Source organism: Ewingella sp. AOP8-B2-18 (genome assembly GCF_052376015.1).
Taxonomy (GTDB): Bacteria; Pseudomonadota; Gammaproteobacteria; order Enterobacterales; family Enterobacteriaceae; genus Ewingella; species Ewingella allii.
Map to the genome: position 1 here is coordinate 83784 of NZ_JBQSVB010000012.1, position 21696 is coordinate 105479.

A 21696-nucleotide genomic window follows, 5' to 3' on the forward strand; every position below is an offset into this window, starting at 1 on the left:
CGTCATTCCCAGTTTTATGAAGCCCTAAGGCAAACATAGGAGGTGGAATGAGCATCTACGCAGTAATTATTGCAGATTGCGTGCCACAATTCTAAAAATCATCTCCAATTGACTCAATAAATATTTATCATTTTGATTTTAGATGAATTTATAAGAGATAAATTTTCTCACGCCTTTGCGCGCTGAACCTCCCCCTAAGCCAATCCCCGACTTAAATGAAATAAGTGTTGCTGGCAAACGACACCCTTCTCAAGTGCTCTATAAGACCATAAATTTCAATGAATTAAGTGTCACCGGATAGCGACAAGCATAGGTATGGATGTTGCTGAAGGGAGACAAGAGTTGGAAAGAGGGAATTGATAAACTCCAGACGAAAAAAAACCTGCTTTAAAAAGCAGGTTTCTTCGAATTGGTCGGCGAGAGAGGATTACGCGCATCTTCGATGCTTGCCCTACGGGCCGTTGCTAAAGCAACGTGGTCTCGCTTCGCTCGGCTCAAACCTCCTTCGGAGGTTCTCATCCTCATTTACTTCAGACGAAAAAAAACCTGCTTTAAAAAAGCAGGTTTCTTAAATTGGTCGGCGAGAGAGGATTCGAACCTCCGACCCACTGGTCCCAAACCAGTTGCGCTACCAAGCTGCGCTACTCGCCGATGTCGTGCATCTTACTACTTTTTAATGCTAACAGCATCATTTAAATGCGTTTTGTGTGTGGTGCGAAGGGAGGGACTCGAACCCTCACATCCTAAGGACACTAACACCTGAAGCTAGCGCGTCTACCAATTCCGCCACCATCGCATGTCACATTCACAAAATCATTTAAAAAATTTGGGGTGGCTAATGGGACTCGAACCCACGACAACTGGAATCACAATCCAGGGCTCTACCAACTGAGCTATAGCCACCATTTCAAACTCTTCCACACGTGAACTGTTCAACATCAAACAGTACCACCGCAACTCTAGCGCAAACTTAATGGTGCGCCCGACAGGATTCGAACCTGAGACCTCTGCCTCCGGAGGGCAGCGCTCTATCCAGCTGAGCTACGGGCGCTTAGCGCCGTTGCGGGTGGGGATACTACGGTTTTAATGCCACCCTGTCTAGTGCTTTTTATTGGAAAAGTTGCGTTTGATTGCTCTTTGTCCAATACGCATTAAAAGTAGGCGTCTTACCTTCCCCACCCATGACTTACGACGTTATTTTAGGCTTTCTGCCGGTAGAGATGCTCGCTTGTGCATCCCCAGCCCGAAGTATATCAAGCTGATCGCCGCGATGAAAATACCGCCTACCAGCAAAGATACCCGCGTATCGGGGTTTATCGCCATTCCGACCAGCACGCAGGCCAAAAATGCCAGCGTCAGATAGTTGACGTAAGGGAACAGTATCGATTTAAACGGATGGTCTTTCAGCTTCTCTTTGTGCGCCTCGCGAAAACGCAGCTGGCTGACCAATACCACAAACCACGGCACCATGCCCGGCAGCACGCTGGCGCTGTAGACATACACAAACACTTTCTCGGGGTTGGGAATGACGTAGTTCAGGCATGACCCTACCACCAGCACCGCGATAGACACCGTGATGCCATGCACCGGCACGCCGCTTTTCGACACTTTCCCCAGAAACGCCGGAACCTGACGATTCTTCGACAGCGCGTAGAGCATGCGCCCGCAGCTGTACATCCCGCTGTTACAGCCCGACAGCGCCGCCGTCAGCACCACAAAGTTAATAATCCCCGCCGCCGCCGTGATACCGATTTTGGCGAAGGTCAGCACAAACGGGCTACCGTGGGTGCCCATCTCATTCCACGGGAAGATAGTGATGATGACGAAGATTGCGCCGACGTAGAAAATCAGAATACGCCACAGGATGTTATTGATGGCGCGCTTTAGCGTCACCTGCGGGTTCTTGGCCTCACCGGCAGTGATACCCACCAGCTCGACACCCTGATAGGACGCCACCACGATACACAGGGCGAACAGGAAGCCTTTCCAGCCGCCGGCAAAGAAACCGCCGTGCGCCGTCAGGTTGCCAAAGCCAATGGGCTGGCCATGGTTGCCGAAGCCAAAGAAAATCACCGCCAGCCCCACCACGATCATCACAATAATGGTGGTGATTTTGATCAGCGCGAACCAGAACTCAAACTCGCCGTAGAGCTTAACCGCCGCCAGATTGGCCGCAGCGACGATAGCCACGGCGGCAATCGCCGGTATCCACTGGGGTAAGTCTGGGAACCAATATTGCGCATAAACGCCAATGGCCGTGATTTCAGAGATGCCCACCGCTATCCACATGAACCAGTAGCTCCACGCGGTCAGATAGCCATAGTAAGGCCCGAGATACTTGTGCGCATAAACTGCAAAGGAACCGGCGACCGGCTCGAGATGCAGCATTTCGCCCATCGCGCGCATGATGAAGAAGACGAACACCCCGGCCAGAATATAAGCCAGTAAAACCGAAGGTCCTGCCCATTTCAGCGTACTCGCCGCCCCCATAAACAGACCCACGCCGATTGTCCCGCCCAGGGCAATCAGCTCTATATGACGGGCTTCTAGCCCTCGGTGTAGACCACCTTTTTCCTCGTTACTTGCCATAAATCCTCAATGTTATCGTTATTGTGTTTGCCTTCCGGATTGCCCGGAATGTTATTTTTATAGTCTGCTTTTCCCGCTCGGGAGTTAAAACGGGCAGTATGGTTTCGCATTTTGTGATCAGTTGCAAACCACGAATTGAGAAGCTGCGCCTCGGTTGACAACGGGCGCTGCAATAATCGGCAAATGGGCAGGAAAAACGAGAGGTGGCGCGCCGCGATAGTGAAAAAACCGCGACGCAAAGCGGGAATTAGAGCTGGTTGGTGTAGTGGTAGCGCAGATATTTGAGCAGTTTTAATTGGCGGCCCAGTCGGCTTGGCTGGCGAATCAGGCGATACAGCCACTCAAGGCCGAGCTTTTGCCAGACTTTCGGCGCGCGCTTCACATGGCCGGTGAACACATCGTAAGTGCCGCCAATCCCCATATATAAGGCCTGAGGGTGAACAAGCTGGCAGTCGCGCATCAAGATCTCTTGCTTTGGCGACCCCATCGCCACGGTGACAATTGCCGGCTGTAACGCTTTCACCTGTTCCAACAGCGATTCGCGCTGCTGCGGCGTAAAATATCCATCCTGACTGCCAACAATGTTGACGTTCCACTGCGCCCGCAGCTTGGCTTTGGTCTGCTCCAGCACCTCGGGCTTGCCGCCAATCAAAAATACCGGCGTCCCCTCCTGCCCGGCGCGCTGCATTAAGCCTTCCCACAGGTCGGCTCCTGCGATACGCGAAACCTTGGCTGCAGGGTATTTCCGACGAATAGAACGCACAATGCTGACGCCATCGGCATATTTGTAATCCGCCTGATTAATCAGCTCGGCGATGTCGGGGCGGCTTTCCATGGTCAGCACTTTTTCGGCGTTAATCGCCACCAGAGAGCCAGTTTTCAGCTGCGGACCGTCGAACAGGTAATTGATAAAGTGGTCCATATCGTAAAAGCCGCATAAATTTATGCCGCGAATGGAATACGTTGGGATGTTGTTATTTGAAATCATGAATATTCCTGCGACGACGCGGGCGTCGTTGGGTTCCCTTTAGTTGAAGCATGGTCAAGCACGCGGCGTGGGCGGATAAGCCCGATGGCATCAAACATCCAGTAGAGTAATTTTGCGACCACCAGACACAAGCCAAAAATCAGGCAGAAAAACACCACGCGGGAGAAGAAAGAGTCCACCCCTTCGCGCGCCAGCACGATCATATTGAATACCGCGCCGAAACAAAAGCTTTGCAAAATGGCGGCTTTATAGGGGTTGGTCTCGGCTTTGCCCAACTCATAGAGCCAGTCGAACCATTTGATGATTAACCCCACCACCACCGCGCCGAGCGGGATAAACCACACGCCGCCCATCACCACCAGCGAGCCGATTAGGGTCGGTGAAATCGCCAAACCAGAGTGGTTATTCAGCACGTCCCAGGTGAAGTAGTTGGCCGAGTTCAGCACCACCGCCGGGCGTTCCGGCCACAGCCAGCTTGGGATAAACACGTAAAAGTCGCGCACAATCGGCGCCAGCCCCTGAAAACTGATTTTGTCGTAGTTTTGCAGCAGCAGCCCGAGGTTTTCCCAAGGAGAGAAGGTGTCGCGAGTCAGATAGAGGAAGGTGTAGAACGCCTCGGGGCCATTCACATTCATGCCATAGCGTTTTAGCGCCAGCCAGAACATGCCGACCACCGCCATCACGCCCGCCGTCGCCAGCATCCACAGGGAAATCCAGCCGCGCACAATACCAATAAACAAGAATAAGGCGAAGGCGATGATAATGTTGGCCCGCGTGCCGCCAACAATCACATAGGTGAGAAGCCCAAAAGCCACGGTGCTGACCAAGAAGAACAGCCAGCTGCGGCTGTTTTGGCGCAGGAAGTAGACCACCAGCATGGCGGGGATAAAGAAGTAGAAGAAGCGTTTTAACGCCACGCCCGACACTTCGCTAGAGAAAATCTGGCTGTAAGACTTAAGCTTAAACAGCAGAAAACCGTTGTGCAGGAAGAAGATAGACACCGTCACGATAGCCACCAGCGCCAGTAGCATCCACGTCAGGTGGGTTTCCACCCGATTCATGGTGAAAATCGGCACGCGGGGCTTGTCAGACCGCGCCCTGAGACGCGTTTTATAGCAGACGTAGTAAATGCCGTAGAAGCAGGTGGCCGCCAGCATAGCTTGCAGCAGATTCTCGACCGGCACCACTTTGACATCAAAACGAAACACCAACAGGCAGGTCAGCGGGAAGCCGAAATAGAATGTCAGCAGATAAAGCATGGAGAAGAAGACGTTGAAGTTAAATCTGACGCGGCGAAACTCTTTGTACGTCAGCGTCAGAATAAAAATCAGAGAGAGCGCGTAAACCAGGCTCAGACCGCCAAACTGGGTCAGCGTCATGATGCCGCTCCGCCCGTTACCAGCTCGATTGCCTGCTGCCAGCCCGCAATGTAGTTCGGGTTGAAGAAGTCGATATTCTGCCGATCGGCGCTGAGTAATTGGCGGCGGGCCTCGGCCACTGTCGCGCTATCCAAGGTATCGCCGTAAAACAGCACCGGCAGGTGTTGCTCCGCCAGATCCTGCCAGAACGGGTTTTTACGGCTGACCACGAAAGGCACGCCGAACTGAATCAGCAGGCAAAGAGTGCCAATCGCCTGCTGGCGGTCGAAAATGAAATAGCCCAGCGAGCAGCGACGCAGCAGGTTGAGATAGGCATCGAAGGGCATGGCGTCGGTCAGTAACTCAACATTCTCTGCCGGGAATAAGCCCAGCGCGGCGGCTCTAACCTGTTCAATGTATTGCTGATTATCCGCCGGATAGCCCATGGGGATAATCACCTTAATCTCCGCGCCAAACTGCTGATGCAGCGAATTCAGTGCTTCAATGTGGCGATTACTGCGATCGCCGGAGTTGCCCACCAGCACGGTCATTGGCCCGGACGGTGCAGGCTGTTCGGCTGGCTGGGTGAGCGCCGGGTCCATGTGCGTCGGGAAATAGAGCAGTGATGAGGCCACCCGAGGATGCCGCTGGTGGTAGTGATTCAGGTCGCCGCGAGTGCCAAACACGTGGCCCACGCGCCCCTGAGCCAAACGGCGCAGTAGATAGAACAGGCGGAACTTCAGGCTGCCGGAGGCTTCATAGAGGTCCGCGCCCCAGATATGCCAGCACACCTGACGCGCTTTGATTTTGCCGCCCAGCAGCGCCAGCCACAGCGTCGGGTTGAACTGCCCGTGCAGGAAGAACTTCTGCTGACGGTTAGCCTGCGCTTGGGCAATCACCGCCTGCGCCAGCGCTTTCTTATCCTGATAGACCTCGATATTCAGCCGGGTAAACTCGCCAAAGGCTGATTTATCGGCGGCCGCCACCATAAAGCGTCGAACCTGCTCCGGCGGCAATTGCTCCGCCAGCACGTCATTGAAGAAGCGCAAAACGGTAAGATTATGGTGCGGGATATCAGATCCCAAAACGTGAATCAGCGTCGTCATGCTCGTCTACGGTAAATAACAAAAACGATGCTGCACAGGGCGAAATAGACAATGTAAGTCGCCATGTAGGCCTGCGCAGCGCCAAGAGAACCCTTTAATGGGATGAGCCAGTGGGAGAAAGCCGTTAGCAGCGCGAACTGGCTAATCTCGGTCAATATATAAAAGCGCAATGAGGCTTTGGCAATCACCAGATAGCCAAACACATAGGAGCCGACTTTGAGCACATCGCCGACCAACTGCCAGGCGAACAGGTCGCGCATGGCGGTGAACTGGTGAGAGAACAGCAGCCAAATCGCGAAATCACGCAGTAGCCAAACCATAAAGCTGGCACAGGCCACGGCGGGAATAACAAACTTCAGCGATTTAACAATTTCGTGGGAAATCGCCTCTTTATCCGTCAGTCGCGACAGCGTCGGCAACAGATAGACGCTAAAAGAAGCGGTGATGAACTGCAAATAGGCGTCTGAAATGCTGCTCACGCCCTGCCAAATCCCCACCTCATCCCAACTGTAATATTTCGCCAGCAGGTTTCGCATCATCACATAAGCCACCGGCAGGGTCACTGAGGTGATGAGGGCCATCAGGGTAAATTTGCCCAGATGGCTGGCAATGGCGCGATCAAAACCTACACGCAGGAAGTGCAGTGGAAAAGGCTTACGCCGCCAGAGCATCACTCCGGCAGGCAGCACCACCAGAGCCGGCACCAACGCCAACCCCGCCAACGCACCTTCATAGCCACCGAGCTTGAAGCAGAGTAAATAGGCCAGCAGGCCAATCAGGCTGCCGCCGATCACCGCCAGCGCATTGCCTTGCGCGTCCCGATAACCTTTCAGGATGGCTTGGAAGTAGTTGGCGTAGGCGATGCCCATCTGGATAAAAGCCACGGCGCGCACTACCGATTGATACCTGTCGTGACCAAAAAGCCCGATGCTTATCGGCGCGGCGGCCAGCAGAAACACCAAGGCCAGCGCGGTAGAGAAAAACAGGATCAGGCTGGAAGCCGTGCCCAGTACCTCCTTTAAGCGCGCAGGGTCATGCTGGTGCTCTGCGACATACTTGGTGACGCCGTTGAAAATCCCGGCCCCGGACAGCACGCCGAGCACCGTCACCATCTGGCGGAAATTCCCCGCCTGCCCCACGCCGCTCGGGCCAAAGGCGACTGCCAACAGCTTGACCACCAGCAGGCCCGCCGCAATTTTTATCAGCGTCGAGCCAGCCGTCCATACCGATGCTTTTGCCAGTGACATATCAGGCGAAGTATTTCAGCATGGTGGCGATCACGGTCTGCTGCACGTCGTCGGTCATGTTATAGAACAACGGCAGACGCACCAGACGCTCGCTTTCTGGCGTCGTAAAACGGTCTTCGCCACTGAATCGGCCGAAGCTTAGCCCGGCAGGGCTGGTGTGCAGCGGGATATAGTGGAACACCGTCAGAATATCGGCCGCTTTCATATGGGCGATAAAGGCGTCGCGCTCGGTGATATCGTTCAGGCGCAGATAGAACATGTGGGCATTGTGCACACAGCTCTCTGGAATGGCCGGAAGCGTAATGCGCCCGGCCTGTGCCAGCGGCTGTAAAGCGCTGTGGTAGTTATCCCACAGGGCCAGACGGCGCTGGTTAATTGGCTCGGCCGCTTCCAGCTGCGCCCACAGGTAGGCCGCCTGTAGGTCGGACATCAGGTAGCTGGAGCCAATATCGCGCCAGGTATATTTGTCCACTTGCCCACGGAAGAACTGGCTGCGGTTAGTGCCTTTTTCGCGAATGATCTCAGCGCGTTCAATCAGCGCTTTATCATTGATAAGCGTCGCCCCGCCCTCGCCGCCCGCCGTGTAGTTTTTGGTTTCATGGAAGCTAAAACAGCCAATGTGGCCAATCGCCCCCAAAGCCTTACCTTTATAGGTCGACATCACGCCCTGCGCGGCATCTTCCACCACGAACAGGTTATATTTCTCGGCCAGCTGCATGATGGTGTCCATCTCACAGGCCACGCCCGCGTAATGCACCGGCACGATGACGCGGGTCTTGTCAGTGATCGCCGCTTCAATCAGCGTTTCATCAATGTTCATGGTGTCTGGGCGCACATCGACAAAGACGATTTTCGCGCCGCGCAGCACGAAAGCATTGGCCGTGGAAACGAAGGTGAAGCTTGGCATGATCACTTCGTCGCCTTCTTTGATATCCAGCAGCAGCGCCGCCATCTCCAGCGACGCAGTGCATGACGGGGTCAGCAGAACTTTCGCGCTGCCAAAACGCTGCTCAAACCACTGTTGGCAACGCAGGCCAAACCCGCCGTCACCACACATTTTCCCGCTGCTCATCGCCGAGCGCATGTAATCAATCTCAGTACCGAAAACCGGAGGGGCGTTAAAAGGGATCATATTTTCACCTGTACAACCAATATGCCGAGCGGGTGATTTTCCCCCCGCTGGCGAGATAGAGATTAAGGGCCGCGACGTTGCCCGTTTGGGTTGCGACATGCAAATGCGACAAACCCTTCGCCACACACCACTGCTTGGCGGCGGCCATCAACTGCTTGCCAATGCCGCAGGATTGCCACTCGGGCAACACCGCCAGCAGGCCAATTCGCGCCTCACCCGGCCCAATTTCTCGCAGTGAGACAAAGCCTTGTAAGTCACCTTGCGCGTTTTTAATCAGCAAACACTGATGATCAAAAGTGCCTCGCACGGCCTTCTCGGCCCACACTGCGTAGAAACGCGCGCTATCCCCGGCCTGATACCAGGGAGCGCGGAAACGGCTGAGGGAGAAAGCGGCCGTGGCGGCGGCGGTGACTTGTGGGATATCGGATTCTAAGGCCGGGGTAGCCGCGCTAACGGAGTCGGCACCACCATTGAGCGCGATGCAAACATCAATCTCGCCCTCGGCGAACTGGAAACCTGCGGCCTGAAGCGCATTCAGCGCCGCCACGTCATTCGCGCCTATCTTGGCCTGCACCAACTCAAAGCCTGAGAGGTGCGCGACGTCCAGAGGAGGCGAGCCAGGGTCAGCGTGAAACTTTGCCGTTCGCAGATGGAAAAAATCGCTTTCCCATTCAAGAAATTCGAGCGTTCCACAAAGACTCATGCTTACCTCCGGCCAAGATGATCAGCGCCAAACCCCTTTGGTATCAACAATCCAGGACTGTTTAACCCGATCGGCGGGGATCGCTTTAAAGATTTTGTGATCGACCAGCATGACCAGCAGATCGGCATTCTTCAGCGCGTCGTCCAATGAATGCAGCGTAACTTTGTCGCTCAGCGACGCGGGAAGCTGATGCACGTGAGGCTCGACGGCCCACGTCTCACCAGCGTGCCAGTCAGCAATAAGTTTGCTGACTTCCACCGCCGGACTTTCACGCAGATCATCAATGTTCGGTTTGAAAGCCAAACCGAAACAGGCAATTTTAATCTCTGATGCCCGTTTGCCGGTGGCGGTAAGGCAGTCGGCAAGCTGAGCTTTCACCCGATCCACCACCCAGTGCGGCTTGCTGTCGTTAACTTCGCGCGCGGTGCGGATCAGCTTCGACTGCTCGGGGTTCTGCGCCACGATAAACCAGGGGTCAACCGCGATACAGTGGCCGCCAACGCCGGGACCGGGCTGCAAAATGTTAACGCGCGGATGGCGGTTGGCCAGCGCGATAAGCTCCCAAACGTTAATACCCTGCGCATCGCAAATCAGCGACAGCTCATTGGCGAAAGCGATATTGACGTCGCGGAAGCTGTTTTCAGTCAGCTTGCACATCTCAGCGGTGCGCGAGTTGGTCACCACGCACTCACCCTGTAGAAAAATATTGTACAAATCGCAGGCGCGCTGAGAGCACACGGCGGTCATTCCGCCAATTACACGGTCATTTTTAATTAATTCAACCATCACCTGGCCGGGCAATACGCGCTCAGGGCAGTAGGCAATATTGATATCAGCGCGGTCGCTCTCTTGCTGCGGGAAGCTCAAATCAGGGCGGCACTCTGCCAGCCATTCGGCCATCTGCTCGGTCGTGCCAACCGGCGAGGTCGATTCGAGAATCACCAGATCGCCCTTTTTCAGCACCGGCGCAATGGAGCGCGCGGCGGCTTCAACATATTTTAAATCCGGCTGATGCTGGCCTTTAAACGGCGTTGGCACCGCAATCAAAAAAGCATCGGCAGGATAAGGGCGGGTTGATGCTTCAAGGAAACCTTCATCAACGGCCTGCTTAACCAGCGCGTCGAGGTCAGGCTCGACGATGTGGATGCCACCACGATTAATGGTATCGACCGCGTGCTGGTTGATATCTACGCCAATGACTTTTTTCTGGCGCGAAGCAAAGGCCGCGGCCGTCGGCAATCCGATGTAGCCCAGCCCAATGACGGAAATCGTATGGAAGCTCATGGTGATACTCGATAATTCTTCAGTGCGTCTAAAATACGACGGCAAGCCTCGCCGTCGCCGTAAGGATTGTGCGCCCGGCTCATGCTTTGGTAGGCATTTTCGTCATTGAGCAAACGGGTCACTTCTTCGATCACTTTTTGCGTTTCTGTTCCGACTAATTTAACCGTCCCAGCGCTGACAGCTTCCGGCCGCTCGGTCGTCTCACGCATGACCAACACCGGTTTGCCAAGCGACGGTGCCTCTTCCTGAATACCGCCAGAATCGGTCAGGATCAGGTAGGACTTATCCATCAAATAGACGAAAGGCAGATAATCTTGCGGTTCAATCAGGATGACATTATCAATGCCATGCAAGATGCGGTTAACCGGCTCACTCACATTCGGGTTGAGATGGACCGGATAGACAATTTGCACTTCAGGGTGCTTCAACGCGATGTCGGCAAGCGCATTGCAAATCCGCTCAAAACCGCCGCCAAAGCTCTCCCGACGATGGCCGGTGACTAAGATAAGCTTCTTATTTTCATCGATAAACGGATAGCGGGCCGCCAACTTTTCGATCAGCGCCGCATCGCCCTGCACGCGGTCGCGAACCCACAGCAAGGCATCGATCACCGTATTACCGGTGACAAAGATGTCGTCAGCATCAATAGATTCGTGCAGCAGGTTGGCGCGGGAGGTCTCCGTCGGGGCAAAATGCCACTTCGCCAAGTGCGCCGTCAGCCGCCGATTCGCCTCTTCAGGCCACGGCGAAGAGAGGTCGCCGGTGCGCAGACCGGCTTCAACATGCCCGACGGGGATCTGCTGGTAAAACGCGGCCAGGCTGGCGGAAAAAGTGGTGGTGGTATCGCCATGGACCAAAACGATATCTGGCTTAAAGTCCTGAAGTACTGGCTTTAAACCCAGAAGAATGCGGCTGGTGATTTCGGTCAGGTCTTGCCCTGGCTGCATAATATTAAGATCGTAATCAGGTACGATACCGAACAGATGCAGGACTTGATCGAGCATTTCACGGTGCTGCGCCGTGACGCAGACTTTTGACTCAAAGGCATCATCCTGAGCCAACGCGTGCAGTAAAGGGGCCATTTTGATGGCCTCTGGTCGTGTGCCGAATATGGTCAACACTTTCACAATGAGTCTCTCTTTTCGGTTAGGCCGGGTGCGTTCCTACCGGCCAGACGAAATATCGTCTTTATTAAATGAGTTACGCGGCTGTGCGGCTCCGGCGTTTCGCCAATGCAATGCCAGCACCTACCAATGCGCCAACGGCACCCCACATGATCATCAGGAAAGCTCGGCGCGGACTGTCGCGTTTCACCGGCTCTTCAGGGGTACGCAGGTAGCGGTAAGTCTGGAAATGGGCCGTCAATGTAGGCCCAACATTTAGCGTCGCAAGCATGGCTCGGTTTTGGTCATAGTCGAGGTCGTAACTTGGCCCCGAGGCTTGCAGTAATTCCGCACGCGCCTTGAGCATTGGCACGCCTAACAGGAACATGTCGGAGTTCGGCAATTGCTCGGCTGGGGTATCAGTACGGCTGCTATTAATGTTCTGCTGCTGGGCTATCTTTAGTGCTTGCTCAGTATTGTTGGTTTGGCGCTGGAAGATAGACTGGGCGACGGCTTCCTGACGCTTAACCTGTGCTTTCATCGATTGGGTGCGGGCAGCCCATGCGCCTTGCAGCTCGTCAAACAAGTGTTGCGCCGCGCGCTTGCTGGCGAAATTAACATATTCACGCAGCAGTTTATTGGCATCAGCGGAGGTTTCGGCGGTAAGTTTCACGCTGTCGTTCGGCACTTTCAGCGCATCTCTTGCGGTAAACTGAATGTCGCTAATCATGTCATCGAGCAGGGCAGCATCGGCACGCGCGTCGCCCTCTTTACGCTGCTGGTAATAAGGGCTGTGCAGCCAGAAATCGCGACGCGTATCGTAGGAAGCCAGCTGCATCACAAACTCGCTGTAGGCGTCGTCAGAAATCGTTGGCTGGACGCCCAGCGGGGCTACCGCATTGCGCGTATCGAGATTGCGTAAGAACTGCGCCTGAGAAAAATAAGAAGCGAGGTTGTTAACCGTTGGCCGATCGGTGATCGCCGTCGAGCTCCACTCCTGCTTCATTAAATAGGAGGAACCCAAGGCGATAACGGCAAACAGCAGCCCAATACCTAAAATCCACAGTTTTCCGCTCCAAAGAGCGCAACATAAGCCACGAATATCCAGCTCATTATCGATGGATTGAACCTCGGTTACTTTCGTCTCTGACTTCATCAAAGCTTTCAAACCTCTAAATAATGACTGATTGATAACATCACTGTGCGTGGCGAAGACGTCTTTTAATCCGCTTCAACAAGCGAGCTACCCGCCATGCACGTTTAATGCAGTAGCCATAAAATAAAAATGCCAGCAGGAACAGTATCAACATTAACCATTCAGGTACAAACCCGAGATTTTCACCAATTACGCCAATGGCGGCCAACAACGCGGCGGCCAATGTAATTAATACAAACGCCTGCCGAGGGCTAAAGCCCGCACGCATTATAAGATGGTGGATATGCTGCCTGTCCGGCGAGAAAGGGCTCATACCTTTGCGGAGACGGCGGTACATAATGGCAATCATATCCATCAGGGGAATAGCAATAAGCCACAGTGCCGTTACCGGGGTCATTGGCGCAGCAACGCCCTGAGTGCTTTGCAGCAAAATCCAAATGGCAGTGAAACCGATTAATGTACTGCCGGCATCCCCCATAAAGACTTTATACCTTGGGCCGAAAACGCCGAGATTGAGCAATATATAGGGTAATGTTGCAGCAATCATGGAGAAGCACCACAGAGCCAGCTCCATGTGCCCACTCCTATACATGACAATGCCCATTGCGCCGAAGGTTACGCTCGATAACCCGCCGAGCAGCCCATCAATACCATCGACCATGTTGAATGCGTTAATGGCCGCCCATACGGCAAATAGCGTAATAGGATAGCCAAACGGCCCCAATACCATGGCCCAAGGCCCGATAATATGGCCCAAATCCTTCAAAATCAGTCCGGCGGAGTACATCATCACTATCGCGACCAATGCCTGCACTAATGCGCGAATTTTAATACTGATATCAAAGCGATCGTCCATTGCACCGACAAATACCAGCAATCCCGCGCATCCGAGATAAAGCGAGCTATGGGCAATAGGGTAATCAGTGATCAGGAAAGTGAAACAGATCCCGGCAAATACAGAGATGCCACCCACCAGAGGGATCAAACCTTGGTGCTGCTTACGGTAATTAGGTTTATCAACTAAGCCGACTTTCTTGGCAACTTTTCGAGCCACAAATAAAAAGGCTAAAGAAAATAAGAAGATAATGAAGAGTTCAGTACTCATATTGAGTATGTTCACAGTAAACAGATCTCTGCAAATAGATAAGGCTGCTGATGGCCAACGTCATAAAATCTCATAGCCTTAGTGTCATATCCTTTGGTGACAATTAGGGTCTTTAACCGATAAATATGTCTTTTCCTAATCGCCAGGCAGGGTAGAGAAAGAGTCGCTGAAAGACTATCGGCGCTTATCCTAAATGTATCTCTTTTCAGAAGTTGCCATATCGTAGCCGCCATAAACGAAAAACGCCACGGATTAGCGTGGCGTTAGCTGACTTTTACAACAAATTGACGTCAAATTATGAACGTTTCATCATGTCGAAGAAATCATCATTGGTTTTGGTCATCGCGAGCTTATTAATGAGGAATTCCATCGCGTCAATTTCACCCATTGGATGGATGATTTTGCGCAGGATCCACATTTTCTGCAGCTCTTCAGAAGTGGTGAGTAATTCTTCTTTACGGGTACCAGAACGGTTGTAATCGATAGCCGGGAAGACGCGTTTCTCAGCGATTTTACGCGCGAGATGCAGTTCCATGTTGCCGGTACCTTTAAATTCTTCGTAGATAACTTCATCCATTTTAGAACCGGTATCCACCAGCGCCGTAGCGATGATAGTCAGGCTGCCGCCCTCTTCCACGTTACGTGCCGCACCGAAGAAGCGCTTTGGACGGTGCAAGGCGTTAGCATCCACACCACCCGTCAACACTTTACCGGACGCAGGCACCACGGTGTTGTAAGCACGAGCCAGACGCGTGATGGAGTCCAGTAAGATGATGACATCTTTCTTGTGCTCAACCAGGCGCTTCGCCTTCTCAATAACCATTTCTGCAACTTGCACGTGGCGAGAGGCTGGCTCATCGAAGGTAGAGGCGATCACTTCGCCTTTAACCAGACGCTGCATCTCTGTCACTTCTTCCGGACGCTCGTCAATCAGCAGCACCATCAGTACGCAATCAGGATGGTTGTAAGCAATGCTGGTGGCGATATTTTGCAGCAGCATCGTTTTACCGGCTTTCGGCGGTGCCACGATCAGGCCACGCTGGCCACGGCCAATTGGAGAAGCTAAGTCGAGTACGCGAGCGGTTAAATCTTCGGTGGAGCCGTTGCCGCGTTCCATACGCAAACGGGAGTTTGCATGTAACGGGGTTAAGTTTTCGAAAAGAATTTTACTGCGGGCATTTTCTGGTTTGTCGTAGTTAACTTCGTTAACTTTCAACAGGGCAAAATAACGTTCGCCTTCTTTAGGGGGACGAATTTTACCGGAAATGGTGTCTCCAGTACGGAGGTTGAAGCGGCGAATTTGGCTTGGAGAAACGTAGATGTCGTCGGGACCGGCGAGGTAGGAACTGTCTCCAGAGCGGAGGAAACCAAATCCATCCTGCAATATCTCCAGTACGCCATCACCGAAGATGTCTTCTCCGCTTTTCGCATGTTGCTTCAGAATTGAAAATATAATGTCTTGCTTGCGCATACGGGCTTGGTTTTCCAGCCCCATATTTTCGCCGAGTGCAATCAGGTCAGAGACCGGCGTGTTCTTTAATTCGGTAAGATTCATAATGGTGGGTTCTTAAACTCGGGGTATGTCTCGAACATCTGTCGTGAATGGGTATGGCAGGGTCATCCATGCCTGTTTGTGTAGGACACTCAATTAGCAGTTTCTGAATATAGGCCACAGGCAGTCGCACGCGGGCTATTCAAGATGGGAAGACTGATATTTGAAGGTGTCTTAAAGCCGATTTTGTCAAAACCGTTAGATTGTCAAAGCACAGTGCCGATTAAAGTTATTGTTATAAAAGCGACTTTATAGGTCTAGGCAGATGTTTTTGACACAGAGTAAAACGTTAGAATCAAACTACAGGTAAGCTCTATTTGCAGTGAGAGTAAACTTAACACGCTTATTGACAGGCGTCTAGCGGACAATATGAAAAACACGTCAGCCCGCTAAACACCTGGAGTGGGTCATCCCGACCGATTACAGATTTGCAGTCAGGAATTCTTTCAACTGACTTTTAGACAGTGCGCCAACCTTAGTTGCAGCGACTTCACCATCTTTAAATAACAGCAGCGTAGGAATACCACGGATGCCGTATTTAGGTGCTGTACCTGGGTTTTCATCGATATTCAGCTTCGCGATGGTCAGCTTGCCTTCGAACTCAGTGGCAATCTCATCCAGAATCGGAGCGATCATTTTACAAGGACCACACCATTCAGCCCAGAAATCGACCAGAACCGGCGCTGTGGCCTTCAATACATCATTGCCGAAACTGTCATCGGTTAGGTGAATAATTTTATCGCTCATGTTCTACTCCAAAGGATTATCTTTACCTTGTTGATGTAGCATTAACCAACATTAGGTTGACTTTATTTCACCGGATACGCTTTCGTAAAGCAATAGTTAGCTGATATTCTACCACACTATGAGCAAAACACACTTGACCGAACAGAAGTTTTCCGACTTCGCCCTGCACCCGCTTGCAGTTGAAGCCCTTGAAAAGAAAGGCTTTCATTACTGTACTCCTATTCAGGCATTGGCATTGCCAATCACGCTCGCTGGGCGTGATGTTGCAGGTCAGGCGCAAACCGGTACCGGCAAGACGCTGGCTTTTCTAGCGTCTACTTTCCATTATCTGCTTTCTAACCCGGCTGCTGAAGGTCGCCAGACCAATCAGCCACGTGCCTTAATCATGGCACCGACCCGCGAATTAGCCGTGCAAATTCACTCGGATGCAGAAGCACTTTCCGAGTCCACCGGTTTGAAACTGGGGCTAGCCTATGGCGGCGACGGTTATGACAAACAATTAAAAGTCCTGGAAAGTGGCGTTGATATTCTCATCGGCACTACCGGCCGCTTGATTGATTACGCCAAGCAAAACTACATCGATTTAGGCGCCATTCAGGTTGTGGTTCTCGATGAAGCTGACCGTATGTTCGATCTCGGCTTTATCAAAGATATCCGCTGGTTGTTCCGCCGCATGCCGCCGGCTAACCAACGCCTTAACATGCTGTTCTCAGCAACCCTTTCCTACCGTGTGAAAGAGCTGGCGTTCGAAAATATGAATAACGCCGAGTCGATTGAAATCGAACCGGAACAGAAAACGGGTCACCGAATTCAAGAAGAGCTGTTCTACCCTTCAAATGAAGAAAAAATGCGCCTGCTGCAGACGCTGATTGAAGAAGAATGGCCAGATCGCTGCATCATCTTCGCCAACACCAAACATCGCTGTGAAGACGTCTGGGGCCATCTGGCTGCCGATGGTCATCGCGTAGGTTTGTTAACGGGTGATGTGCCGCAGAAGAAACGCCTGCGCGTGCTGGAAGATTTCACAGCCGGTACGCTGGATATTCTGGTCGCCACCGACGTTGCTGCCCGTGGTTTACATATCCCAGCCGTTACGCACGTATTCAACTACGACTTGCCTGACGACTGTGAAGACTACGTTCACCGTATTGGCCGTACCGGCCGTGCTGGCTTAAGTGGTCACTCTATCAGTCTGGCTTGCGAAGAATATGCGCTAAACCTGACGGCGATTGAAACTTACACCGGCCACAGTATTCCGGTTAGCAAATACAATAGCGATGCCCTGTTGACTGACTTGCCTGCACCAAAACGTTTGGCCCGTTCCCGTACTGGAAACAACGGTCAGCGTCGCAACAGCAATTCTTCATCACGCCGCAGCAGCGCGCCTCGCAATAATAACCGTAAACGCACGGGCTGATTTACTATGCTGAGCTCCACCTCATTATATGCCGCAATCGATTTAGGCTCGAACAGCTTTCACATGCTGGTTGTCCGTGAGGTGGCAGGCAGCATTCAGACGCTGGCGAAGATAAAACGCAAAGTCCGTCTGGCCGCCGGCCTTGATAAAGACAACCTGCTTTCTCAGGAAGCCATGCAGCGCGGCTGGCAATGTCTGAAGCTGTTTTCAGAGCGCCTGCAGGATATCCCTCGAGATCAAATTCGCGTGGTCGCCACGGCAACCTTGCGTTTAGCCAGTAACGCCGATGAATTCTTGCAAAAAGCGCAGGAAATCCTCGGTTGTCCGGTTCAGGTTATTGCTGGCGAAGAAGAAGCTCGCCTGATTTATCACGGCGTGGCACACACCACCGGCGGCCCCGATCAGCGTTTGGTGGTTGATATCGGCGGCGGCAGCACGGAATTAGTCACCGGAACTGGCGCACAGGCCACGGCGCTCATCAGCTTGTCGATGGGCTGCGTCACTTGGCTTGAACGCTACTTTGGCGATCGTAATCTGGGTAAAGAGAATTTCGACAAAGCGGAACAAGCCGCGCTCGATATGATCACCCCGGTTGCGCCTCGGCTATTGGCCAATGGCTGGCAGATTTGTGTTGGCGCGTCAGGCACCGTTCAGGCGCTGCAGGAAATCATGGTGGCTCAGGGCATGGATGAACGCATCACCCTCGCCAAGCTGCAACAGCTGAAACAGCGCGCTATCCTCTGCGGCAAGCTTGAAGAGCTAGAGATTGAAGGCTTAACGCTGGAACGTGCTCTGGTTTTCCCAAGCGGCCTGTCGATTCTTATCGCCATCTTCAAAGCTCTCAATATCGAAACCATGACCCTTGCTGGCGGCGCGCTTCGCGAAGGTTTGGTGTATGGCATGCTGCACTTGCCTATCGAGCAAGATATTCGCCAGCGCACCTTACGCAACCTCCAGCGTCGCTATCTGCTAGACAGTGAACAGGCTAACCGCGTCGCGCAACTGGCGGAGAACTTCTCGCTGCAAGTCGCCAGTGGCTGGCAGTTGGATGCCCGTGCTCGGGAGCTGTTGAACAGCGCCTGCCTGATCCATGAAATTGGCCTCAGCGTCGACTTCAGGCAAGCTCCGCATCATGCCGCGTATTTAATTCGCCATTTGGATTTACCAGGCTTTACTCCCGCCCAGAAAAAGCTGCTGGCAACGCTGTTGCAGAACCAGAGTCAGGCATTAGATTTGCCTCTGCTCAGCCAGCAAAACGCCGTACCGCCGCGCCAGGCCCAGCGTTTATGTCGCATCTTGCGACTGGCGATTATCTTTGCCAGCCGTCGTCGCGATGACACGCTTCCGGCCGTGCGCCTGCGCGCCAACGAGGACGATTTGAACGTGATTGTCCCTCATGGTTGGCTGGAGCAGCATCCACTGCGCGCAGAAGAGTTAGAGCAGGAGAGCCATTGGCAGAGTTACGCCCACTGGCCGTTGTTCATCGAAGAGAGTGGTAAGCCAGCTGTCTGATTGGCTCTGAAGTGACGTAAAATAGTAAAGGCGACCCAGGTCGCCTTTTTTGTTGCTGTTTTGCGAGCTGCTATTTTTTGGCGTTTGCCAGCTGAGCGCGGATCTTCTCCAGGTGGCTCTGCCCTTTGACCATACGCTCTTGCGCACTCACCACTTTACGCTCGGTTTCCCACTCAAGGTCATCCTGCGGAAGCTCCAGCAGGAAACGACTCGGCTCGGGGCGGATCAGCTCGCCGTACTGACGGCGTTCGCGGCACAAAGTGAAGATCAGCTCTTTCTGCGCGCGGGTGATCCCCACATAGGCAAGGCGGCGCTCTTCATCAACATTGTCTTCATCGATGCTGCTCTGGTGAGGCAGCAGCCCCTCCTCCATCCCGACCAAAAAGACGTAGGGGAATTCCAGACCTTTCGAGGCATGGAGGGTCATCAGTTGAACCTGATCCAGTTCTTCATCACTTTCGCCGCGCTCCATCATGTCTCGCAGGGTAAAGCGCGTCACCACCTGAGTTAGCGTCATCGGCTCGTCGAGATCGGTGCCTTCGAGCATTTCCGTCATCCAGCTAAAGAGCTGGTTAACGTTTTTCATGCGCATTTCTGCGGCTTTCGGGCTTGGCGAGGTTTCAAACAGCCAGCTTTCATAATCCACGCCGTGGATTAAGTCGCGCACGGCGGCCACCGGCTCTCTCTCAACACGGTCAGCGATGGTTCCCATCCAATGGGTGAAGCGCTGCAATGACTCCAGCCCGCGGCCGGTGAGATATTGGCTTAATCCCATGTCGAAGCTGGCTTTGAATAAGCCTTTATTGCGCTGATTCGCCCACTCCCCCAGCTTTTGCAGTGTTGCCGCACCAATCTCACGGCGCGGCGTGTTCACAATGCGCAAGAACGCGCTGTCATCGTCAGGGTTGGTCAGCACGCGTAAATAGGCCAGCAGGTCTTTAATTTCAGGCCGCGAGAAGAATGACGTGCCGCCGGAGATGCGATAAGGAATGCGGTTTTGCATCAGCATCTTTTCAAACAGCCGCGACTGGTGGTTGCCACGGTACAGAATGGCGTAGTCACCATAGTCAGTCTTATTCATGAAGTGATGGGCAATTAGCTCGCCCGCCACCCTTTCCGCCTCGTGATCTTCGTTATTGGCAGTGATGACTTTGAGTGCTTCGCCATAGCCCAGCTCGGAGAACAGACGCTTCTCAAACACGTGTGGGTTATTGGCAATCAGGATGTTGGCGGCTTTGAGAATGCGTTGCGACGAGCGGTAGTTCTGTTCCAGCTTGATCACTTGCAGCGTAGGGAAGTCCTCTTTGAGCAGCACCAGATTCTGTGGACGGGCGCCGCGCCAGGAGTAAATCGACTGGTCATCATCCCCCACCACGGTGAAGCGCGCGCGACTGCCCACCAGCAATTTCACCATCATGTACTGGCTGGTGTTGGTGTCCTGATATTCATCCACCAGCAGGTAGCGCAGCTTGTTCTGCCAGCGTTCCCGCACCTCTTCATTGCGTTGCAGAAGTAAGGTCGGCAGCAGAATCAAATCATCAAAATCGAGAATATTACAGGCGCGCATGTGGTCGTGATAAAGGCTATAGCAGAGCGCGAAGATCTTGTCGCGCTCCGATCGCGCCAGATCGGCGGCGCGGGCTGGATCAACCAGATCGTTCTTCCAGTTGGAGATCGTCGAGATCAGCTGTTGCAGCAGCGTTTTATCTTGCTCCAGCCACTTCTCGCTCAGCTCCTTGAGCAGCGCTAACTGGTCTTGGTCATCAAACAGGGAGAAATTAGATTTCATGCCGAGCGCGGCATATTCCTTTTTGATGATCTCCAGACCCAAGGTGTGGAAGGTTGAAATCATCAACCCGCGCGCTTCTTTACGACCCAGCGTTTGCGCTACGCGCTCTTTCATCTCACGCGCGGCTTTATTGGTAAAGGTTACGGCGGCAATATGACGTGCCTGATACCCACATTGACGGATCAAGTGTGCGATTTTATTGGTGATCACCCTGGTTTTACCGGAACCAGCGCCGGCCAGAACCAAGCAAGGTCCGGTTACGAATTCGACGGCGTGTTGTTGACTAGGGTTTAATCGCATGACCTGTTTTTTGCTCACTTGATGGACAAGGAGGGCGATTGTAGCAGAAAGAGAAGCTGAGATTGACTGGCTTTAGCGCCCAATTTGCATCTATGGAACACAGGCTGGATTCCACTTGGCCGCTTGCAGGTGTTACATTACGCCTCTGGAAACTCTCTCGTAAAAAGGTCTTATCATGGCGAAAACTGCCGCAGCAATGCACATCCTCGTGAAGGAAGAAGCTCAAGCACAAGAAATTCTGGCCCAGTTGAAAAACGGTGGCGATTTCGAGAAGCTGGCTAAGAAACACTCTACTTGCCCGTCAGGCAAAAAAGGCGGCCACTTAGGCGAGTTCAAACAGGGCGCAATGGTCCCGGCTTTCGATAAAGTGGTATTTTCCGCTCCACTGATCGAGCCACAAGGCCCGCTGCACACCCAGTTCGGCTACCACATCATTAAGATCCTGTATCGCAACTGAGTTTTCGTTTCGGCGCAGTAAAAAGAAAGGGCACCGCATTTTCATGCAGTGCCCTTTTTTCATTCATACCCGTCTAATGCTGAGCTATCCAAAATCATTCGAGTTGCGGGTAGGCGGCAACCGAAGTAAACCGATGAGCTTACTCAAGTAA

The 21696-nt window shown here is 53.1% G+C and carries 17 protein-coding genes, 4 tRNA genes and 1 other RNA gene; 3 read left to right on the plus strand and 19 right to left on the minus strand.

Features of this window, described 5'->3' with window-relative positions; genetic code table 11:
• Positions 1-410: 410 nt before the first annotated feature.
• From ACT3RR_RS19530 to trxA, 18 genes are all read right to left on the minus strand, one after another.
• Positions 411-540: non-coding RNA, RtT sRNA (locus tag ACT3RR_RS19530), on the minus strand.
• A gap of 34 nt (positions 541-574) precedes the next feature.
• Positions 575-651: transfer RNA gene (locus ACT3RR_RS19535), tRNA-Pro, on the minus strand.
• Between the two features lie 59 nt (positions 652-710).
• Positions 711-796, minus strand: a tRNA-Leu gene (locus tag ACT3RR_RS19540).
• Between the two features lie 31 nt (positions 797-827).
• Positions 828-903 (minus strand) — tRNA-His (locus ACT3RR_RS19545).
• A 71-nt stretch (positions 904-974) separates the two neighbouring features.
• Positions 975-1051: transfer RNA gene (locus ACT3RR_RS19550), tRNA-Arg, on the minus strand.
• Positions 1052-1194: 143 nt separating this feature from the next.
• Entirely contained in the window at positions 1195-2589 is a 1395-nt protein-coding gene (gene thrP, locus ACT3RR_RS19555) for a bifunctional threonine/serine APC transporter ThrP (RefSeq protein ID WP_353504374.1), read from the minus strand.
• 247 nt (positions 2590-2836) lie between these two features.
• Positions 2837-3577 carry a lipopolysaccharide N-acetylmannosaminouronosyltransferase gene (wecG, locus tag ACT3RR_RS19560; RefSeq protein ID WP_353504373.1) on the minus strand — a complete coding sequence of 247 codons (741 nt, stop codon included), beginning with the start codon at positions 3575-3577 and terminating at the stop codon, positions 2837-2839.
• Positions 3574-4956 carry an ECA oligosaccharide polymerase gene (gene wzyE / locus ACT3RR_RS19565; protein ID WP_496200949.1) on the minus strand — a complete coding sequence of 461 codons (1383 nt, stop codon included), beginning with the start codon at positions 4954-4956 and terminating at the stop codon, positions 3574-3576. Before wzyE ends, wecG begins: the two co-directional genes overlap by 4 nt.
• Positions 4953-6041: a TDP-N-acetylfucosamine:lipid II N-acetylfucosaminyltransferase gene (locus tag ACT3RR_RS19570; RefSeq protein WP_496200950.1), complete on the minus strand. Its 1089-nt coding sequence runs from the start codon at positions 6039-6041 to the stop codon at positions 4953-4955. Before ACT3RR_RS19570 ends, wzyE begins: the two co-directional genes overlap by 4 nt.
• The gene (wzxE, locus tag ACT3RR_RS19575; protein ID WP_496200951.1) at positions 6038-7288 is read right to left on the minus strand and encodes a lipid III flippase WzxE; all 1251 of its coding nucleotides are present in this window, start codon (positions 7286-7288) and stop codon (positions 6038-6040) included. The genes ACT3RR_RS19570 and wzxE overlap by 4 nt, the downstream gene beginning before the upstream one ends.
• Position 7289: 1 nt before the next feature.
• Positions 7290-8420, minus strand: a complete 1131-nt coding sequence (rffA, locus tag ACT3RR_RS19580) for a dTDP-4-amino-4,6-dideoxygalactose transaminase (RefSeq protein ID WP_496200952.1) — start codon at positions 8418-8420, stop codon at positions 7290-7292.
• A 4-nt stretch (positions 8421-8424) separates the two neighbouring features.
• Positions 8425-9123 carry a dTDP-4-amino-4,6-dideoxy-D-galactose acyltransferase gene (gene rffC, locus ACT3RR_RS19585; RefSeq protein ID WP_496200953.1) on the minus strand — a complete coding sequence of 233 codons (699 nt, stop codon included), beginning with the start codon at positions 9121-9123 and terminating at the stop codon, positions 8425-8427.
• Positions 9124-9144: 21 nt separating this feature from the next.
• Entirely contained in the window at positions 9145-10407 is a 1263-nt protein-coding gene (gene wecC / locus ACT3RR_RS19590; protein ID WP_396132681.1) for a UDP-N-acetyl-D-mannosamine dehydrogenase, read from the minus strand.
• Positions 10404-11534 carry a non-hydrolyzing UDP-N-acetylglucosamine 2-epimerase gene (gene wecB / locus ACT3RR_RS19595; protein WP_353504367.1) on the minus strand — a complete coding sequence of 377 codons (1131 nt, stop codon included), beginning with the start codon at positions 11532-11534 and terminating at the stop codon, positions 10404-10406. Before wecB ends, wecC begins: the two co-directional genes overlap by 4 nt.
• Positions 11535-11607: 73 nt before the next feature.
• On the minus strand, positions 11608-12666 hold the full coding sequence (wzzE, locus tag ACT3RR_RS19600; protein WP_496200954.1) for an ECA polysaccharide chain length modulation protein: 1059 nt from the start codon (positions 12664-12666) through the stop codon (positions 11608-11610).
• A 40-nt stretch (positions 12667-12706) separates the two neighbouring features.
• Positions 12707-13786 carry a UDP-N-acetylglucosamine--undecaprenyl-phosphate N-acetylglucosaminephosphotransferase gene (wecA, locus tag ACT3RR_RS19605; protein WP_496200955.1) on the minus strand — a complete coding sequence of 360 codons (1080 nt, stop codon included), beginning with the start codon at positions 13784-13786 and terminating at the stop codon, positions 12707-12709.
• A gap of 280 nt (positions 13787-14066) precedes the next feature.
• On the minus strand, positions 14067-15326 hold the full coding sequence (gene rho, locus ACT3RR_RS19610; protein WP_013577536.1) for a transcription termination factor Rho: 1260 nt from the start codon (positions 15324-15326) through the stop codon (positions 14067-14069).
• 417 nt (positions 15327-15743) lie between these two features.
• The gene (gene trxA / locus ACT3RR_RS19615; protein ID WP_353504364.1) at positions 15744-16070 is read right to left on the minus strand and encodes a thioredoxin TrxA; all 327 of its coding nucleotides are present in this window, start codon (positions 16068-16070) and stop codon (positions 15744-15746) included.
• Between the two features lie 118 nt (positions 16071-16188).
• On the opposite strand from trxA, the gene rhlB reads away from it, so the two are divergent.
• Both rhlB and gppA read left to right on the plus strand, forming a co-directional pair.
• A complete protein-coding gene (gene rhlB / locus ACT3RR_RS19620) occupies positions 16189-17487 on the plus strand; it encodes an ATP-dependent RNA helicase RhlB (protein WP_353504363.1) in 1299 nt (432 codons plus the stop codon).
• 6 nt (positions 17488-17493) lie between these two features.
• Positions 17494-18999 (plus strand): guanosine-5'-triphosphate,3'-diphosphate diphosphatase, encoded by a 1506-nt coding sequence (gene gppA / locus ACT3RR_RS19625; protein WP_353504362.1) that lies wholly within the window; start codon positions 17494-17496, stop codon positions 18997-18999.
• Between the two features lie 70 nt (positions 19000-19069).
• On the opposite strand, the gene rep is transcribed toward gppA, so the two are convergent.
• The gene (rep, locus tag ACT3RR_RS19630) at positions 19070-21088 is read right to left on the minus strand and encodes a DNA helicase Rep (RefSeq protein WP_496200956.1); all 2019 of its coding nucleotides are present in this window, start codon (positions 21086-21088) and stop codon (positions 19070-19072) included.
• Between the two features lie 175 nt (positions 21089-21263).
• On the opposite strand from rep, the gene ppiC reads away from it, so the two are divergent.
• On the plus strand, positions 21264-21545 hold the full coding sequence (gene ppiC / locus ACT3RR_RS19635; RefSeq protein ID WP_154148082.1) for a peptidylprolyl isomerase PpiC: 282 nt from the start codon (positions 21264-21266) through the stop codon (positions 21543-21545).
• The last annotated feature ends 151 nt before the right edge of the window (positions 21546-21696 follow it).

What these genes read in the sequence shown, in the direction of transcription:
- thrP (WP_353504374.1), bottom strand. Translation starts at nt 2,589, where the DNA reads ATGGCAAGTAACGAGGAAAAAGGTGGTCTACACCGAGGGCTAGAAGCC.
- wzyE (WP_496200949.1), bottom strand. Translation starts at nt 4,956, where the DNA reads ATGACGCTGACCCAGTTTGGCGGTCTGAGCCTGGTTTACGCGCTCTCT.
- trxA (WP_353504364.1), bottom strand. Translation starts at nt 16,070, where the DNA reads ATGAGCGATAAAATTATTCACCTAACCGATGACAGTTTCGGCAATGAT.
- wzzE (WP_496200954.1), bottom strand. Translation starts at nt 12,666, where the DNA reads ATGAAGTCAGAGACGAAAGTAACCGAGGTTCAATCCATCGATAATGAG.
- gppA (WP_353504362.1), top strand. Translation starts at nt 17,494, where the DNA reads ATGCTGAGCTCCACCTCATTATATGCCGCAATCGATTTAGGCTCGAAC.
- ACT3RR_RS19570 (WP_496200950.1), bottom strand. Translation starts at nt 6,041, where the DNA reads ATGACGACGCTGATTCACGTTTTGGGATCTGATATCCCGCACCATAAT.
- wzxE (WP_496200951.1), bottom strand. Translation starts at nt 7,288, where the DNA reads ATGTCACTGGCAAAAGCATCGGTATGGACGGCTGGCTCGACGCTGATA.
- ppiC (WP_154148082.1), top strand. Translation starts at nt 21,264, where the DNA reads ATGGCGAAAACTGCCGCAGCAATGCACATCCTCGTGAAGGAAGAAGCT.
- rhlB (WP_353504363.1), top strand. Translation starts at nt 16,189, where the DNA reads ATGAGCAAAACACACTTGACCGAACAGAAGTTTTCCGACTTCGCCCTG.
- rffA (WP_496200952.1), bottom strand. Translation starts at nt 8,420, where the DNA reads ATGATCCCTTTTAACGCCCCTCCGGTTTTCGGTACTGAGATTGATTAC.
- rho (WP_013577536.1), bottom strand. Translation starts at nt 15,326, where the DNA reads ATGAATCTTACCGAATTAAAGAACACGCCGGTCTCTGACCTGATTGCA.
- rep (WP_496200956.1), bottom strand. Translation starts at nt 21,088, where the DNA reads ATGCGATTAAACCCTAGTCAACAACACGCCGTCGAATTCGTAACCGGA.
- rffC (WP_496200953.1), bottom strand. Translation starts at nt 9,123, where the DNA reads ATGAGTCTTTGTGGAACGCTCGAATTTCTTGAATGGGAAAGCGATTTT.
- wecC (WP_396132681.1), bottom strand. Translation starts at nt 10,407, where the DNA reads ATGAGCTTCCATACGATTTCCGTCATTGGGCTGGGCTACATCGGATTG.
- wecG (WP_353504373.1), bottom strand. Translation starts at nt 3,577, where the DNA reads ATGATTTCAAATAACAACATCCCAACGTATTCCATTCGCGGCATAAAT.